The sequence below is a fragment of the Rhizobium sp. IY2 genome (genome assembly GCF_047532935.1).
GTDB classification, from domain to species: domain Bacteria; phylum Pseudomonadota; class Alphaproteobacteria; order Rhizobiales; family Rhizobiaceae; genus Rhizobium; species Rhizobium anhuiense.
This window is the reverse complement of record NZ_JBLKNU010000002.1, coordinates 57794-71994: the sequence shown is the minus strand read 5'-3', so window position 1 is coordinate 71994 and position 14201 is coordinate 57794. Positions and strand designations below refer to the sequence as shown.

The 14201-nt window shown below is 63.9% G+C and carries 15 protein-coding genes and 1 pseudogene; 13 read left to right on the top strand and 3 right to left on the bottom strand.

Annotated features, from left to right (window positions below; translation table 11 throughout):
• Position 1: 1 nt before the first annotated feature.
• The 6 genes and pseudogenes from ACMUVN_RS09055 to ACMUVN_RS09030 form a co-directional block, all read left to right on the top strand.
• Positions 2–146, top strand: a pseudogene (locus ACMUVN_RS09055) (helix-turn-helix domain-containing protein); the annotation flags it as partial.
• 168 nt (positions 147–314) lie between these two features.
• Positions 315–1079 (top strand): precorrin-6A synthase (deacetylating), encoded by a 765-nt coding sequence (cobF, locus tag ACMUVN_RS09050; protein ID WP_025570626.1) that lies wholly within the window; start codon positions 315–317, stop codon positions 1077–1079.
• A gap of 73 nt (positions 1080–1152) precedes the next feature.
• Positions 1153–2535 carry a precorrin-3B synthase gene (gene cobG / locus ACMUVN_RS09045; protein ID WP_025570628.1) on the top strand — a complete coding sequence of 461 codons (1383 nt, stop codon included), beginning with the start codon at positions 1153–1155 and terminating at the stop codon, positions 2533–2535.
• 2 nt (positions 2536–2537) lie between these two features.
• A complete protein-coding gene (locus ACMUVN_RS09040) occupies positions 2538–3170 on the top strand; it encodes a precorrin-8X methylmutase (RefSeq protein ID WP_025570630.1) in 633 nt (210 codons plus the stop codon).
• Positions 3167–3898 (top strand): precorrin-2 C(20)-methyltransferase, encoded by a 732-nt coding sequence (locus ACMUVN_RS09035; RefSeq protein ID WP_028758288.1) that lies wholly within the window; start codon positions 3167–3169, stop codon positions 3896–3898. The genes ACMUVN_RS09040 and ACMUVN_RS09035 overlap by 4 nt, the downstream gene beginning before the upstream one ends.
• Positions 3895–4659, top strand: a complete 765-nt coding sequence (locus ACMUVN_RS09030; protein ID WP_047611991.1) for a precorrin-3B C(17)-methyltransferase — start codon at positions 3895–3897, stop codon at positions 4657–4659. Before ACMUVN_RS09035 ends, ACMUVN_RS09030 begins: the two co-directional genes overlap by 4 nt.
• Here the strand turns inward: ACMUVN_RS09030 and ACMUVN_RS09025 are convergent.
• On the bottom strand, positions 4623–5393 hold the full coding sequence (locus tag ACMUVN_RS09025; RefSeq protein ID WP_028758290.1) for a cobalt-precorrin-6A reductase: 771 nt from the start codon (positions 5391–5393) through the stop codon (positions 4623–4625). The two genes, ACMUVN_RS09030 and ACMUVN_RS09025, sit on opposite strands and share 37 nt — an antisense overlap.
• Between ACMUVN_RS09025 and ACMUVN_RS09020 the strand changes: the two genes are divergently transcribed.
• Positions 5392–6624, top strand: coding sequence for a bifunctional cobalt-precorrin-7 (C(5))-methyltransferase/cobalt-precorrin-6B (C(15))-methyltransferase (locus ACMUVN_RS09020; protein ID WP_028758291.1), 1233 nt, complete (start codon positions 5392–5394; stop codon positions 6622–6624). The genes ACMUVN_RS09025 and ACMUVN_RS09020 overlap by 2 nt on opposite strands.
• 4 nt (positions 6625–6628) lie before the next feature.
• Positions 6629–7387, top strand: coding sequence for a precorrin-4 C(11)-methyltransferase (cobM, locus tag ACMUVN_RS09015; protein ID WP_028758292.1), 759 nt, complete (start codon positions 6629–6631; stop codon positions 7385–7387).
• A 98-nt stretch (positions 7388–7485) separates the two neighbouring features.
• Here the strand turns inward: cobM and ACMUVN_RS09010 are convergent, their stop codons facing one another.
• Both ACMUVN_RS09010 and ACMUVN_RS09005 read right to left on the bottom strand, forming a co-directional pair.
• A complete protein-coding gene (locus ACMUVN_RS09010) occupies positions 7486–8298 on the bottom strand; it encodes a TIM barrel protein (protein ID WP_028758293.1) in 813 nt (270 codons plus the stop codon).
• Between the two features lie 161 nt (positions 8299–8459).
• The gene (locus ACMUVN_RS09005; protein WP_028758294.1) at positions 8460–9488 is read right to left on the bottom strand and encodes a substrate-binding domain-containing protein; all 1029 of its coding nucleotides are present in this window, start codon (positions 9486–9488) and stop codon (positions 8460–8462) included.
• Positions 9489–9621: 133 nt separating this feature from the next.
• On the opposite strand from ACMUVN_RS09005, the gene ACMUVN_RS09000 reads away from it, so the two are divergent.
• The 5 genes from ACMUVN_RS09000 to ACMUVN_RS08980 are packed head-to-tail and all read left to right on the top strand — an operon-like array spanning position 9622 to position 14168.
• The gene (locus ACMUVN_RS09000; RefSeq protein WP_028758295.1) at positions 9622–10710 is read left to right on the top strand and encodes a fatty acid desaturase; all 1089 of its coding nucleotides are present in this window, start codon (positions 9622–9624) and stop codon (positions 10708–10710) included.
• Between the two features lie 21 nt (positions 10711–10731).
• The gene (locus ACMUVN_RS08995; RefSeq protein ID WP_028758296.1) at positions 10732–11046 is read left to right on the top strand and encodes a MocE family 2Fe-2S type ferredoxin; all 315 of its coding nucleotides are present in this window, start codon (positions 10732–10734) and stop codon (positions 11044–11046) included.
• A gap of 11 nt (positions 11047–11057) precedes the next feature.
• The gene (locus ACMUVN_RS08990; protein ID WP_028758297.1) at positions 11058–12284 is read left to right on the top strand and encodes an FAD-dependent oxidoreductase; all 1227 of its coding nucleotides are present in this window, start codon (positions 11058–11060) and stop codon (positions 12282–12284) included.
• Positions 12285–12327: 43 nt separating this feature from the next.
• A complete protein-coding gene (locus tag ACMUVN_RS08985; RefSeq protein WP_028758298.1) occupies positions 12328–13140 on the top strand; it encodes a 3-methyl-2-oxobutanoate hydroxymethyltransferase in 813 nt (270 codons plus the stop codon).
• A 29-nt stretch (positions 13141–13169) separates the two neighbouring features.
• Complete coding sequence (locus ACMUVN_RS08980; RefSeq protein ID WP_179877526.1) at positions 13170–14168, top strand: NUDIX hydrolase; 999 nt, start codon at positions 13170–13172, stop codon at positions 14166–14168.
• Positions 14169–14201 lie beyond the last annotated feature (33 nt).

Sequence of the window (14201 nt, the reverse complement as noted above, 5' to 3'; positions counted from 1 at the left end):
GATGCCCTGTTTGACCACCATGTCGCATAAAGAATTGCATCGCCTCGAAGTTTATTCAGACGATCCGTGATCAGCGCCTGAGCGTCGTCCAGGCCGCTGAGCTGCTTGGGCTCAACCGAAGTCAGGTGCACAGGCTGTTGCAGGCCTCCTCTGCGCCGCCTCGCCGTAGAAGAACGTTCGCAGTGTCTTCTGCGAGAGCGGCGGAAGCAGCTTGTCGCGGAGGAGCTTCAGGTTGGCACGGCCGACTCCCGCTCCGCCCTTGCTACGACCGGGCTTTTTCGGCAAGACCGCCAGGACGCAAAGGGAGCATCCGCTTGAAGCATATCCAAATCATCGGCATCGGCACGGGCAACCCGGAACACCTCACCATACAGGCAATCAACGCCATGAACGCGGCCGACGTGGTCTTCCTGCCGGTCAAGGGCGCCGGCAAGGAAGAGCTTGCCGATATCCGCCGCGAGATCTGCCAACGCTACATCACGCGGCCAGCTGCCCGAATTTCGGAGTTCGCCGTGCCGCAACGGCAGACGGCAGAGAGGAGCTATGCGCAAAGCGTCGATGCCTGGCATGGCGAGATCGCCGGTATCTATGGAGAGCTGATCGCTAGTCTGCCGGATGAGGGCAGCGGCGCCTTTCTCGTCTGGGGCGATCCCAGTCTCTACGACAGCACGATCCGCATCATCGAACGCGTGCGACGGGAAAGCGGCCTGGATTTCGATTACACCGTCATTCCCGGCATCACCAGCATCCAGGCCCTGGCTGCCAGCCACAGGATCCCGATCAACCTCGTCGGCAAGCCGATCGAGATCACCACGGGGCGCCGGCTGGCGCAGGACGGGCTTCGGAGCGACAGCACCATCGTGATGCTCGACGGCGAACAGGCTTTTGCCAAGATCGACGATCCCGATGCCGAGATCTTCTGGGGCGCCTATCTCGGCACCCAGGATGAAATCGTCAGATCGGGCCGGCTTGGCGATATCGCCGCCGACATTGTGACGCTGAGGGCCGAGGCCAGGCAGCGGCACGGCTGGATCATGGACATCTATCTCCTGCGCAAGGGACGCGATTTCGAGGAATAGCCGTTCCGACCCGTTTCTCTCATGCTTTGCCGGCCCGGCCGCGATCATGTAAGAAATGCTCAGAGGATTGAGAATGAGTGTTGAGGCCGCAAGGGCAAACAACAGGACAGGCGAGGCGGATCTGCACGATCACCTGGCAGCAAAAATGCGCGCACGCGGCGCCTGCCCCGCCCTGTCAGCGCCGATGCCGACCGGCGACGGCCTGCTGGTGCGGCTGCGGCCAGCCGGCGGCGCGTTGACGCTGCCGCAATTTGCAAGCCTTGCCCGCTTAGCCGCAGTTCATGGAAACGGCATTCTGGAAATCACTGCACGCGGCAATCTGCAGATCCGCGGGCTCAGCGCCGAGACGGTCGGACCGCTCGCTGCCGATATCGATGCCGCCGGCATTGTCGTGCCGGAGGGGCCGGCGATCGAGATCTCGCCGCTGCACGGCATCGATCCGGAAGAAATAAACGATCCGGCCGCAATGGAATTGGCATTGCGCCGCACGCTCCGCGATCAGCTTCGCTCGCCACGGCTCGCGCCAAAACTATCGCTCGTCGTCGACGGCGGGGGAGCCTTCGGCTTGGCGGCGCTTTCCGCCGATATCCGTATCGTCGCGCAATCCCCCGCAGATTGGCTTGTGGCGATCAATGGCGACGGTGAAAGCGCAACGCCGGTCGCGATCGGTTCTGCGCAGGCGGCGATATCGGCCGTCGGCGACATTCTGAGCCTGTTGGCAGATCTCGGGCAGGCCAGGCGGGCACGCGATATCGATCCGGCGCTGCTGCGGGCGCGTTTTCCGGCGATGGATGGCATTCAGTTCTTTCCGTCCCGCGCGGCAGGGGTGCCGCTTTCCGGACCGCACAGGCTCGCCGACGGCAAAACCCTGCTCGGCGTCAGGCCGGAATTCGGACAGATGAGGACGTCCGATCTCTCCGCCCTGCTCGATCTCGCAGAGAGCCAGGGCGCGACAGCCATCCGGCTTGCGCCGGGTCGCGGTTTCTTCTTGATCGGACTTCCGGCTGATACCGTGCTGGCTATGCAGATTGCCGCGGCCAGACTTGGCTTCAGCGCCCAACCCGGCGACAACAGCGAGCATATCGCCGCCTGCGCCGGCGCCGGCGCCTGCGGCTCCGCCTTCTACGAGACGAGAACTCTGGCGCGCCGCATCATCGCTGCGGCACCTGCCCTCTTCGACGGTTCGCTGACGCTGCATCTGTCCGGCTGCGCCAAGGGCTGCGCCCATGCACGGCCGGCGCTGACCCTGACGGGCTCGCCGGAGGGTTATGACCTCATCCTCAATGGGCTTGCTGCGGATCGGCCGGACGAACGGATCGCTGGCGGTCGGATCGATTTCGCTATAGAGAGGCTCGCCCGCTCCATCGAAGACAACCGAGGCGCTGGCGAATCGGCCGCGGCCTGCCTTACACGGCTTGGCACAACCGGCGTTTCAAAGGCGCTGCGACAGGAATAGGAATGCCAGACTACGATTATATCCGCAGCGGCGACGCGATTTACGAGCGTTCCTTTGCGATCATCCGCGCCGAGGCCGATCTTTCGCGCTTTACCGAAGATCAAGCCGAAATCGCCGTGCGCATGATCCATGCCTGCGGGCTCGTCGAGGCGGCGGAGCATTTCCTGTTCTCCGCCGATGTCGTCGGCGCGGCGCGCGATGCGCTGAAAGGTGGGGCGCCGATCTTCTGCGACGCGGAAATGGTATCCCATGGTGTCACCCGGGCGCGGCTGCCCGCGCTGAACGAGGTGATCTGTACGCTGCGTGATCCCGCGACACCGGAGCTTGCACGCGAGACCGGCAATACCCGCTCGGCCGCCGCCATGCATCTCTGGCTCGATCGGCTCGGCGGAAGCGTTGTCGCCATCGGCAATGCGCCGACCGCCCTCTTCCATCTGCTCGAACTCCTGCGCGACGGCGCCCCGAAACCCGCGGCGATCCTCGGCATGCCTGTGGGCTTCGTCGGTGCCGCCGAATCCAAGGATGCGCTGGCGGAGAATTCCTACGGCGTCCCCTTCGCCATCGTCCGCGGCCGGCTCGGCGGCAGCGCCATGACGGCAGCCGCCATCAATGCACTGGCGAGGCCCGGCCTATGACCACAAGCGGCCGTCTCATCGGCGTCGGGACGGGTCCCGGCGACCCGGAGCTCCTCACCCTCAAAGCCGTGCGCGCCATCGAAGCCGCTGACGTCATCGCCTATTTCGCCAAACAGGGCAGGGGCGGCAACGGCAAGGCGATCGTCGAACCGCTGCTGAAATCCGGGGTGACGCTGCTGCCGCTCTATTATCCGGTGACAACCGAGATCGACAAGAACGACGAACGCTACCAGAGGCTGATCACTGAATTCTACGATCAGTCCGCCAAGTCGGTGGCCGACCATCTCGATGCCGGACTGACAGTCGCCGTTCTCAGTGAAGGCGATCCGCTCTTCTATGGCTCCTATATGCATCTGCATGTCAGACTTTCCCAGCGCTACCCGACGGAAGTGATCCCGGGCATCAGCGCCATGTCGGGCTGCTGGTCGCTGGCCGGCATGCCGATCGTCCAGGGTGACGATGTGCTTTCCGTACTGCCGGGTACGATGGCGGAAACCGAGCTGACACGTCGTCTTGCCGACACGCAAGCCGCCGTCATCATGAAGGTCGGCCGCAATCTGCCGAAGATCCGCCGGGCCTTGGCGGCAGCCGGCCGGCTTGCGGAAGCCGTCTATGTCGAGCGCGGCACCATGGCCAATGCGGCGATGGAAAAGCTTGCCGACAGGAGCGATGGCGATGCGCCGTATTTTTCGCTCGTGCTGGTGCCTGGCTGGGAGGCGAGCCGATGAGCGGCAGGCTTTTCGTGATCGGCACCGGCCCCGGCAATCCCGAGCAGATGACGCCGGAGGCTTTGGCCGTCGTCGACCAGGCAACGGATTTCTTCGGCTACGGACCCTATCTCGACAGGCTGCAACTCCGCGACGATCAGCTGCGCCATGCCTCGGACAATCGCGAGGAACTCGACCGGGCGGGGGCAGCCCTGGCCATGGCGGCTGACGGCGCGAAAGTCTGCGTCGTCTCCGGCGGCGACCCCGGCGTCTTTGCCATGGCCGCCGCCGTCTGCGAGGCGATTGAGAACGGGCCGGCCGCCTGGCGCTCGGTCGATCTCACCATTCTGCCCGGCATCACGGCAATGCTGGCCGTGGCGGCAAGAGCCGGCGCCCCGCTTGGTCACGATTTCTGCGCCATATCGCTGTCTGATAATCTAAAGCCTTGGAATATAATCGAAACCCGCCTTGAGCTGGCGGCGAAAGCGGGTTTCGTCATCGCGCTCTACAATCCGATCAGCCGGGCGCGGCCGTGGCAACTCGGCGATGCCTTCAAGCTGTTGCGCAACCATCTGCCGGCAACAACGCCGGTTATTTTCGGGCGCGCCGCCGGGCGCCCGGACGAACGCATCGCATTACAGCAGCTGTCGCAAGCGGACGCGTCGATTGCCGATATGGCGACCTGCATCATCATCGGCTCCGCCGAGACACGCGTCGTCGCGCGGCCGGGCAGGCTGGACCTCGTCTATACCCCGCGGTTCATGGCGGGAGGAAACAGGTGATCGATCACTGCCAGCGCCGCTTCGACCGTGTCGACCGTCGTGACCGCGGAGGCCGGCGCACGCGCGACCATCAACACCTCGATGCCGAGCAGCCGGGCTGCCTCGATCTTCGCATAGGTGGCGGCACCGCCGCTGTTTTTGGCGACGATGATGTCGATGTGGTGCTGCCTCAGGAGATCGCATTCGCCTTCCAGCGTGAACGGACCGCGATCAAGCAGATAATCGACATGATCAAGCGCAAGCGGCGGCTCGACAGGATCGACGCTGCGGACAAGATAGTGATGTTGCGGCGCGGCTTCCGCATGATGCGCGCCCTGCCGGCCCGTCGCCAGGAAGACCTGGCGGGGGGAAGGGCCGAGCGCTTCGATAGCCGCCGGAATGCTCTGCACCTCCCGCCAGCGATCGCCGGCTTCGCGTTGCCATTCGGGACGGCGCAGAGCGATCGCAGCGATACCGGTGACCTCAGCGGCAAAAGCGGCATTGGCCGAAATCCGTTCGGCAAAAGGATGCGTGGCGTCGATCAGCAGATGATAGCCGCCGGCCGTCAGGAAATCGGCGAGTGCGGCAGCGCCGCCGAAACCGCCGATGCGGACCGGAACAGGCTGTACGGCCGGTTTCTCGATGCGTCCGGCAAGCGACAGCATAACATCGCAATCGTCGCGCGCCGCGAGCGCCGCGGCCAACAAGCGCGCCTCGCTGGTGCCGCCCAGGATCAGGATGCGGGGTCTTCCCATGTCTGATGTCTCTCCTGCGTCCGGCCAGCGCTGGCTGACTATTATCGGCATCGGCGAAGATGGTCCAGAAGGGTTGGGTGAGGAGGCGAAGAGGCTGATCGCGGCAGCACCTGCGGTCTTCGGCGGTGCGCGCCATCATGCACTCGCGGCCTCGCTGATATCAGGCGAAAAGCTTTCCTGGCAGAGCCCGTTCGAACGCTCGGTCGACGCCATTCTTGAAAGGCGCGGCACGCCTGTTGTCGTGCTCGCCTCCGGCGACCCCTTCCTCTACGGCGTCGGCGCAACGCTCTCCCGCCACGTGGCGGCGGACGAGATGCGCATCATTCCGGCGCCCTCGGCCTTCAGCCTTGCTGCCTCCCGCCTTGGCTGGCCGCTGCAGGAGGTCGCGGCGGTCTCGCTGCATGGACGGCCGATCGACCTGATCCGGCCGCATCTGCATCCCGGGCGGCGCATCCTCGCGCTCACCTCGGACGAAAAGGGCCCCGGCGATCTGGCTGCCCTGCTTGCCGCGACCGGCTTCGGTCAGTCGCAGCTTACCGTGCTCGAGGCGCTTGGCGGCGCGCGGGAGCGGCAAAGACGTGCTGTGGCGGCGGATTTCGATCTCGTGGACATCGATCCTCTGAATGTCTGCGCCGTCGATGTTGCGGCAGGGGAGGGGGCTCGCATCCTGCCTTATGCTGCAGGGATCGAGGACGAGCTGTTCGAGCATGACGGACAAATCACCAAGCGTGAAATCCGGGCGATGACGCTTTCGGCGCTCGCGCCGCGTCACGGCGAACTGCTCTGGGATATCGGCGCCGGCGCGGGCTCGATCGGCATCGAATGGATGCTCGCCGATCCCAGTCTGAAGGCAATCGCTGTCGAGCAATCGCCGGAGCGGGCCGCACGGGTCGCCCGCAATGCAACCGCCTTCGGCGTGCCGCATCTTGCCGTTGTCGAGGGGACAGCGCCCCTCGCGCTGAAGGGCCTGCCGGAACCGGATGTGATTTTCCTCGGGGGCGGCGGCAGCGAACCGGGTGTTATCGAGACTGCGATCGCCGCGCTGAAGCGGGGAGGGCGGCTCGTTGCCAATGCCGTGACGCTGGAGATGGAAGCCGCGCTGCTCGGCGAACATGCCAAACGCGGCGGCTCCCTCACGCGGATCGAAATATCGCGCGCCCAGCCCGTCGGCGGCATGAGCGGCTGGCGGCCGGCGATGCCGGTGACGCAGTGGCGCTGGACGAAAGGATGACGAGATGACGGTGCATTTCATCGGCGCTGGCCCAGGTGCTGCGGATCTGATCACGGTGCGCGGCCGCGATCTCATCACCCAATGCCCGGTCTGTCTCTATGCCGGCTCGATCGTCTCGCCCGAACTGCTGCAATATTGCCCGCCGGGCGCACGCATCGTCGATACGGCGCCGATGTCGCTTGACGAGATCGAGGCGGAATATCTTCGCGCTGCCGCGGCCGGCCAGGATGTCGCCCGGCTGCATTCCGGCGATCTCTCCGTCTGGAGTGCGGTGGCCGAACAGGTGCGCCGGCTGCAAAAACACGGCATCGACTATACAATGACGCCAGGTGTTCCAGCCTTTGCCGCCGCCGCCTCGACGCTTGGGCGCGAGCTGACGATCCCGGCAGTGGCGCAGAGCCTGGTGCTGACCCGCGTTTCCGGCCGCGCATCACCGATGCCGAACGACGAGACGCTGGCAAAATTCGGCGCGACGGGCGCCACGCTGGCGATCCATCTGGCCATCCATGCGCTGAGCCAAGTGGTGGAGGAATTGACCCCGCTTTACGGCGTCGACTGCCCGGTCGCCATCGTCGTCAAGGCCTCCTGGCCGGACGAGCGCATCCTCCGTGGCACGCTCGCCGATATCGAAGCAAAGGTTGCGGTCGAACCGATCGAACGCACGGCGATCATCTTCGTCGGCCCTTCGCTCGCGGCCGAGGATTTCCGCGAAAGTTCACTTTATGATCCGGCCTATCAACGCCGGTTCAGAGGCAGGGAATAACTTCAAGCGATTGGCCGCGCCAGCGCGGCCAATCGTGACAATCGTTCCCCCGCCGTCCCGACACCAATAACAGTATCAGGCGACGTTTCACTCAGGTCTCAAACCCGTGCGCTGAGATAGTCCATGCTGGTGCGAAGCGCCCCGGACGGGTCCTTGACCGCATGAACTTCCGCTGCAAAGGGCTCAAGAGAGAACGGACCCTTATAGCCAGCCTGCAGCAGCGCCCTGATCTGCCCGGCATTATCGAGCCGGTCGTCGCCGTCCACGAGCACGCGATGGGAATCGCGCATATCGGCGACGGAAACTGTGGGATCACTGACTCCGGAGATGTGCACGAGGCCGGCCAGCTCAGGGAAGGTCGCCGCTTCGCCGGCAAGGTGATGGTGGAAGGTGTCGTGGACAAGCCTGAAGGTCGATTCCGCGCCGAGCTCCCTGATTGCCTCGGCCGCCTCGGTCTTCGAGCGAAGCGAGCAGATCTCGAAACCGAGCGGCTCGACGAGACCGATGATGCCGGCCTTCTCGAGCATCGGCTTCAGCGCCGCCAGAGACCGGCGCAGATTGGCCTGCCGTTCGCCATCGGCGCAGCCGGTGCCGTCGTTCTTCGGAACGAGGACGAGCGCCTTGGCGCCCGACGCGCTGGCATAGTCGATCAGTTCCTGCGCTTCGGCAGCCCTGGTCGCGTTCCACTCGTTGAAGCGCTGCAGGGCGTTGATCGAGATGATCGTTACGCCATGGCGGGCAGCCGCGTCCTTGATCGTTTCGGGTTTGGTGCCGTCAAGGATGGCATTGCCCGAAAGGTCGTTGCGGATCTCGACGGCATCGATGCCGAGCGATCTGGCCAGTGCAAAAAAGTCGTCGATGGCAAGCGATGGGGCGGCCATGTGGTTGAGCGCAAAACGGATCGTAGTCATGCTTGATATCTCCTCCTGATCTCCGCGTCACGCCGGAGCAGTCCTCATGAATGGGTCAGCGAATCTCTATCGGAATTCGCGTCGCAATCCATCCGTCATTGCCGGCGGTCGCTTTCATTCCTGAGAGAATTTCCAACGAAATGATGGAATTCCATCATTGTTTAGATGTTCTCCGAGATATGAATGTCGAAAGGCAGGAAGAGTTGTCCGGGAACCGCCGTTTCGCCGTTTTCGATGGCGCTCGTCATCAGCACCATCAGCTCCTTGCAGAGGGCAGGCAGGGGCGTGCCGATCGCCATGGCGACGACATCGTCGGCAAGGCCGGCTTTGCTGTCGGGGGTCAACTCGTTGACCACCAGCACGATCTTGCCGCCGACGCCTTCTTCGCGGAACGCCGAGATCGCCCCCTCCATGCCGCCGCCGCAGACATAGAGACCGACGAGATCGGGATGTTTCTGCAGCAGCGTCAACGTCGCCTCATGGGTGATTTCGGCAGTCTCGAGATTGATCAGCGTGTCGACGACATCGAACTCCGGCGCATTCTCGCGAAAATAGGAGCGGAAGCCGATTTCCCGCAGCTCATGGCCGTGGAAGCGGTGGCTGCCGACGAAACAGGCGACCTTGCCAGGCTGGCGCGCCGTGCGCGCGATCGTCCAGGCGGCGGTGCGCCCGACCTTGCGGTTGTTGACGCCGACATAGGCGTCGCGCACGCCCGTGGCGAGATCGGAGAGCAGCGAGAAGACCGGAATGCCGCGCTCCTTCAGTTCCTCCACCGCCGTCGTCACCGCCGGATAATCCGGGCCGACGAGCGCAACGGCCTGGTTGCGGGCACCAAGCGTCTTGATCTTTTCGACGATCGCGGCCGGTGTCGCCGCGGAGGGAAACTCGATCTGAGTCTGGATGCGCGCCGTCGTCAGCGCCCGCGCTGCGGTTTCGATCTCGCGCGCGAAGCTCTGGTAGAAGGACTGCGTTGGTTTCTGCAGCAGGAAGGCGAGCTTGTATTGCGGCAGATCCTCGAAGACGCGCTGCTTGATCAGGCCGACGGCGTGATAGCCGATCGACTGCGCCGCATCATAGACCCGCCGCGCTGTTTCCTCGCGCACCCGGTGGCGCGCGTTGAGAACACGGTCGACGGTGGCGACGCTGACGCCGGAGGCGCGGGCAAGATCGGATATGGTTGGACGGCGCATGAGCGTTCCTGATGGATTCAATCATGAATGCAAGCCATTCATGATGGCTTTTGATAGAATATATCAAGCCTGCATTGAGCGCCTGCCAAAGTCAACCTATTCTCCCAGGCAAGGGCATAACGGGAGGCGGATAATGGCGACCCAGACAAAGAAACGTGACTACGACCTGCTCGGCGAAAGCGGCCGCACCGCCGTCGAGACGGGGCTGGCGGCAGCCGAATGGTATCACACCGACATTCCGCGCAAGGAGATGAAGGCGCTGATGCAGCGCTCCGATGCGCCGGCGATCCGCGACACGGTCATCTGGCTCGGCAGCATGGCGGTCTTGGCCGGGCTCGTCATCTATTTCTGGGGCTCGTGGATCGCGCTGCCATTCTTCCTTGCCTATGGCGTGCTCTACGGTTCGGCCTCCGACAGCCGCTGGCATGAATGCGGTCATGGCACCGCCTTCAAGACGCGCTGGATGAACGATGCCGTCTATCAGATTGCCTGCTTCATGATCATGCGCAATCCGGTGACCTGGCGCTGGAGTCATGCGCGCCATCACACCGATACGGTGATCGTCGGCCGCGATCCAGAGATCGCCGTCATGCGGCCGCCGGATCTCTTGCAGCTGGTGCTCAATTTCTTCGGCATCCTCGACGCCTGGCATGCGGTCGTCGACATGCTGCGCAATGCCTTCGGCGGCGTCAGCGCGGCGGAAAAAACCTTCATTCCCGAGATGGAGCAGCCGAAGGCGATCCGTTTCGCCCGCATCTGGCTGGCGATCTATGTCGCGACGATCGCCGCGGCGATCGCCACGGGCTCGATCCTGCCGCTGATGCTGATCGGCCTGCCGCGCCTTTACGGCGCCTGGCACCATGTGCTGACCGGACTGCTGCAGCATGGCGGCCTTGCCGACAATGTGATCGACCACAGGCTGAACAGCCGTACGGTCTACATGAACCCGATCAGCCGCTTCATCTACTGGAACATGAACTACCACGTCGAACATCACATGTTTCCGATGGTGCCCTACCACGCGCTGCCGCAGCTGCATGCGATGATCAAGCACGACCTGCCGGCGCCGAACCCGTCGATCTTGTCGGGTTATCGCGAGATGATCCCGGCCTTCCTGCGCCAGCTGCGCAACGAGGACTATTTCCTGAAGCGCGAATTGCCGGCCACCGCGCGGCCCTATCGCGAGGAATTCCACAACGAGCTGGCTCCGGCCGCGCAATAACGACAATCGAGGGAGGATAAGATGAGCGGAAACTGGATTCAGGTCTGCGGTAAGGACGAGATCGACGAGGAGGATGTCATCCGCTTCGATCACGACGGGCGCACCTTCGCGGTCTATCGCAGCCCGGATGACGAATTCTTCGCCACCGACGGGCTCTGCACCCATGAACATATCCATCTCGCCGACGGGCTTGTCATGGATGAGATCATCGAATGTCCGAAACATAACGGCCGCTTTAACTACAAGACGGGCGAAGCCAAGGGTGCGCCGGTCTGCGTCAATCTCAAGACCTATCCGGTCAAGATCGAAGACGGCGCCGTCTTCATCTCGCTCTGAGGGAGGCCGGCATGGCTCATTACGTCATCCTGGGCGCGGGCGAATGCGGTGCGCGCGCTGCCTTCGCCTTGCGGGAAAAGGGCTTTGCCGGCGAGATAACGCTAGTCGGCGCCGAGCCGCTTCCGCCCTATGAACGGCCGCCGCTCTCGAAGGCCGGCTCCACCGATGCAAGCGATCCGAAATTCATCGCCGCGGCGGAAACATATGTCGAAAACGGCATCCGGCTGCTGACCGGCCTCGTGGCAAGCGATCTCGACACCGCGTCCAGGACCGTCACGCTTTCGGACGCTACCGTGCTTTCCTACGACAAGCTTCTGCTTGCCACGGGCGCCGCCGCGCGTTCTTTCCCCGGCGCGCCGCAGGGCAGCCCGCATATTCGCGCGCTGAGGACGCATCACGATGCAGCGGCGCTGCGTGATGTCATGAAGCCGGGACGGCATGTCGCCGTCATCGGTGGCGGGTTCATCGGACTGGAGCTTGCGGCAACGGCGCGGCTGCTCGGCGCCGAGGTCACGGTCATCGAAGGGCTGGAGCGCGTGCTGAAGCGCGGCGTGCCGGAGGAGATCGCCCATCTGCTGACCGAGCGCCACCGCGCCGAGGGAGTCGATATCCGCTGCGGTGTCTCCATCGAGGCGCTGACTGCGGAAAACGGCAAAGCCCAGATAAGATTGTCGAGCGGTGAGGCGATCGAAGCCGATCTCGCCCTTGTCGGCATCGGTGCCCGGCCGAATGTCGAGATCGCCGAAAGAGCGGGGCTTACTATCGAAAACGGCATTGCCGTCGATATTCATCTGCAGACCTCGGCGCCGGATGTCTTTGCCGCCGGCGACTGCTGCTCCTTTCCGCTGTCGATCTATGGCGGCCGGCGGGTGCGGCTCGAATCCTGGCGCAACGCCCAGGAGCAGGGCACATTGGCTGCGGCCAACATGCTCGGCCTCGACGAGGCCGTATCGGCCGTGCCGTGGTTCTGGTCGGATCAATACGACATGACGCTGCAGATTGCGGGCCTTGCCGAAGGAGCCGCCACGCATCAGCGCCGCGATCTCGGCGCAGGCGCCTTCATTCTTTTCCATCTCGACGCCACCGGCCGATTGATCGCCGCAAGCGGCATCGGACCGGGCAATGCCGTGGCGCGTGACATCAGGCTCGCCGAAATGTTGATCGCAGCGCGCGCCCATCCGGATCCGGCAGCGCTCACAGCCAGCGACATCAAGCTGAAATCCCTGCTGGCCGCGTGAGCTGGCGGATATTTTCACCCGCTTTTTTTAAAGGAATTTGACGATGAAGAAACATAGACGCGCAACAGTCGCCGATCTGCTTGCGGAAAAAGGCAAGCGCCAGCTCACCATGCTGCGCGTCACCACGCTGGAGGAGGCGGAAGCCGCCGAAAAAGCGGGCATCGATATCGTCTCGGTGCCGCCCTCGCTGCTCGGGCCGGTCTTTCGCGAGGCCGCGCCCACTCCCTTTGCCATTCCGGGGCTCGAATATGGCGACCATGTCTCGGCGGAGGATTATCTGCGTGCGGCTTTCGCGGCGCTGAAGGCCGGTGGCGATGCGGTCTATTGCGCCGCAAGCCTGCAGACGATCCGGCGCCTGCGGGACGAGGGCATCCCTGTCTGCGGCCATCTCGGGCTGATCCCTTCGAAGGCGACCTGGACCGGCGGCTTCCGCGCCGTCGGCAAGACGGCGGCGAGTGCGGCCGAAATCTGGCGGCAGACCAAGGCGCTGGAAGAGGCCGGCGCCTTCGCCGCCGAAATCGAAGTCGTGCCGGGGGATGTCGCTGCCGCCATCAGCAACAACACCTCGATGCTGATGATCTCCATGGGGGCCGGCAGCGGCTGCGACGCCCAATATCTCTTCGCCGACGACGTGCTCGGCGCCAATCGCGATCACTATCCGCGCCATGCCAAGGTCTATCGCAACTTCGCCGCCGAACATGACCGGCTACAGCGCGAACGCATCGCCGCCTTCACCGAGTTCGCCGAGGATGTCAGGACCGGCGCCTATCCGGAAAAGCGCCATCTCGTCAGCGTCGACGACGCGGAGCTGAAGGTTTTCCTGGATCGGTTGAGGAGTGAGACGGGCAATAGCTGAGGGCAAACCCGCTCTCTTGTCTCGATGATGTGGGAAGCGCCGCAAAGGCGCTTCCTTTCCATTGGCTTCCGTCCCGGCCTGTGTCAGGAATGATCCGTTCGACCCATTCGGAACGGAGTATTCGGTCCCCTGTGACGATCGGCTTTGCGCATGCGGAATTGATTGCGGTGCTCGTCGCGGTGACGGGGGACGAGCCGCGCGTGATGACCATCCGCTCCGGCAATGCGCTGCCGTCAGGCCCCTTCGAAATGGGGCATCGCACGCTGCAATCGGGGCTGCGCGAATGGGTGCAGGAGCAGACGGAACATCCCGTCGGCTATCTCGAACAGCTCTATACCTTCGCCGACCGCGACCGGAACAACGACATCCCAGGCGGACGGACGATCTCGATCAGCTATCTCGGCCTCGTCAACGAGCAGTCGGGCGCCGGCCGGCCGGGATGGCACGGCTGGTACGAATATTTCCCCTGGGAAGACCATCGCCAGGGCCGACCGCCAGTGCTCAATGAAATCATGACGCGCCTGAAGATCTGGGCCGATGCCGATCCGGCAAGGCGCGACCATCGCCATCGCCGGGCGGATTTCACCTTCGGCCTCGACGGCGGCGGCTGGAACGAAGATCTGGCGCTGCAGCGCTACGAATTGCTTTACGAGGCGGGGCTCGTCTCGGAGGCCGGATGCGGGGCGGAGGCCAATCTCGGCCGTGCGATGTTTGCCGATCACCGCCGCATTCTCGCGACCGGGATCGCCCGGCTGCGAGCCAAGATCAAATACCGTCCCGTCGTCTTCGAGCTGATGCCGGAGAGTTTTACCCTGCTGAGACTGCAGCGCACCATCGAGGCCTTGGCGGGGCTGACGCTGCACAAGCAGAACTTCCGCCGGCTCATCGAACAGCAGGAATTGGTCGAGGAAACCGGCGGAACCGAAAGCGAAACCGGCGGCCGGCCGGCCAAGCTCTTCCGCTTCCGCCACACGGTGCTCGAAGAACGGGCGCTTGCCGGAACGAAATTACCTCTCTCCCGCAATTGACATATGCTCACTGTGAGAATATCTCTTTGCCTA

What these genes read in the sequence shown, in the direction of transcription:
- cobG (WP_025570628.1), top strand. Translation starts at nt 1,153, where the DNA reads ATGAGTGTTGAGGCCGCAAGGGCAAACAACAGGACAGGCGAGGCGGAT.
- ACMUVN_RS09040 (WP_025570630.1), top strand. Translation starts at nt 2,538, where the DNA reads ATGCCAGACTACGATTATATCCGCAGCGGCGACGCGATTTACGAGCGT.
- ACMUVN_RS09035 (WP_028758288.1), top strand. Translation starts at nt 3,167, where the DNA reads ATGACCACAAGCGGCCGTCTCATCGGCGTCGGGACGGGTCCCGGCGAC.
- ACMUVN_RS09030 (WP_047611991.1), top strand. Translation starts at nt 3,895, where the DNA reads ATGAGCGGCAGGCTTTTCGTGATCGGCACCGGCCCCGGCAATCCCGAG.
- ACMUVN_RS09020 (WP_028758291.1), top strand. Translation starts at nt 5,392, where the DNA reads ATGTCTGATGTCTCTCCTGCGTCCGGCCAGCGCTGGCTGACTATTATC.
- ACMUVN_RS09025 (WP_028758290.1), bottom strand. Translation starts at nt 5,393, where the DNA reads ATGGGAAGACCCCGCATCCTGATCCTGGGCGGCACCAGCGAGGCGCGC.
- cobM (WP_028758292.1), top strand. Translation starts at nt 6,629, where the DNA reads ATGACGGTGCATTTCATCGGCGCTGGCCCAGGTGCTGCGGATCTGATC.
- ACMUVN_RS09010 (WP_028758293.1), bottom strand. Translation starts at nt 8,298, where the DNA reads ATGACTACGATCCGTTTTGCGCTCAACCACATGGCCGCCCCATCGCTT.
- ACMUVN_RS09005 (WP_028758294.1), bottom strand. Translation starts at nt 9,488, where the DNA reads ATGCGCCGTCCAACCATATCCGATCTTGCCCGCGCCTCCGGCGTCAGC.
- ACMUVN_RS09000 (WP_028758295.1), top strand. Translation starts at nt 9,622, where the DNA reads ATGGCGACCCAGACAAAGAAACGTGACTACGACCTGCTCGGCGAAAGC.
- ACMUVN_RS08995 (WP_028758296.1), top strand. Translation starts at nt 10,732, where the DNA reads ATGAGCGGAAACTGGATTCAGGTCTGCGGTAAGGACGAGATCGACGAG.
- ACMUVN_RS08990 (WP_028758297.1), top strand. Translation starts at nt 11,058, where the DNA reads ATGGCTCATTACGTCATCCTGGGCGCGGGCGAATGCGGTGCGCGCGCT.
- ACMUVN_RS08985 (WP_028758298.1), top strand. Translation starts at nt 12,328, where the DNA reads ATGAAGAAACATAGACGCGCAACAGTCGCCGATCTGCTTGCGGAAAAA.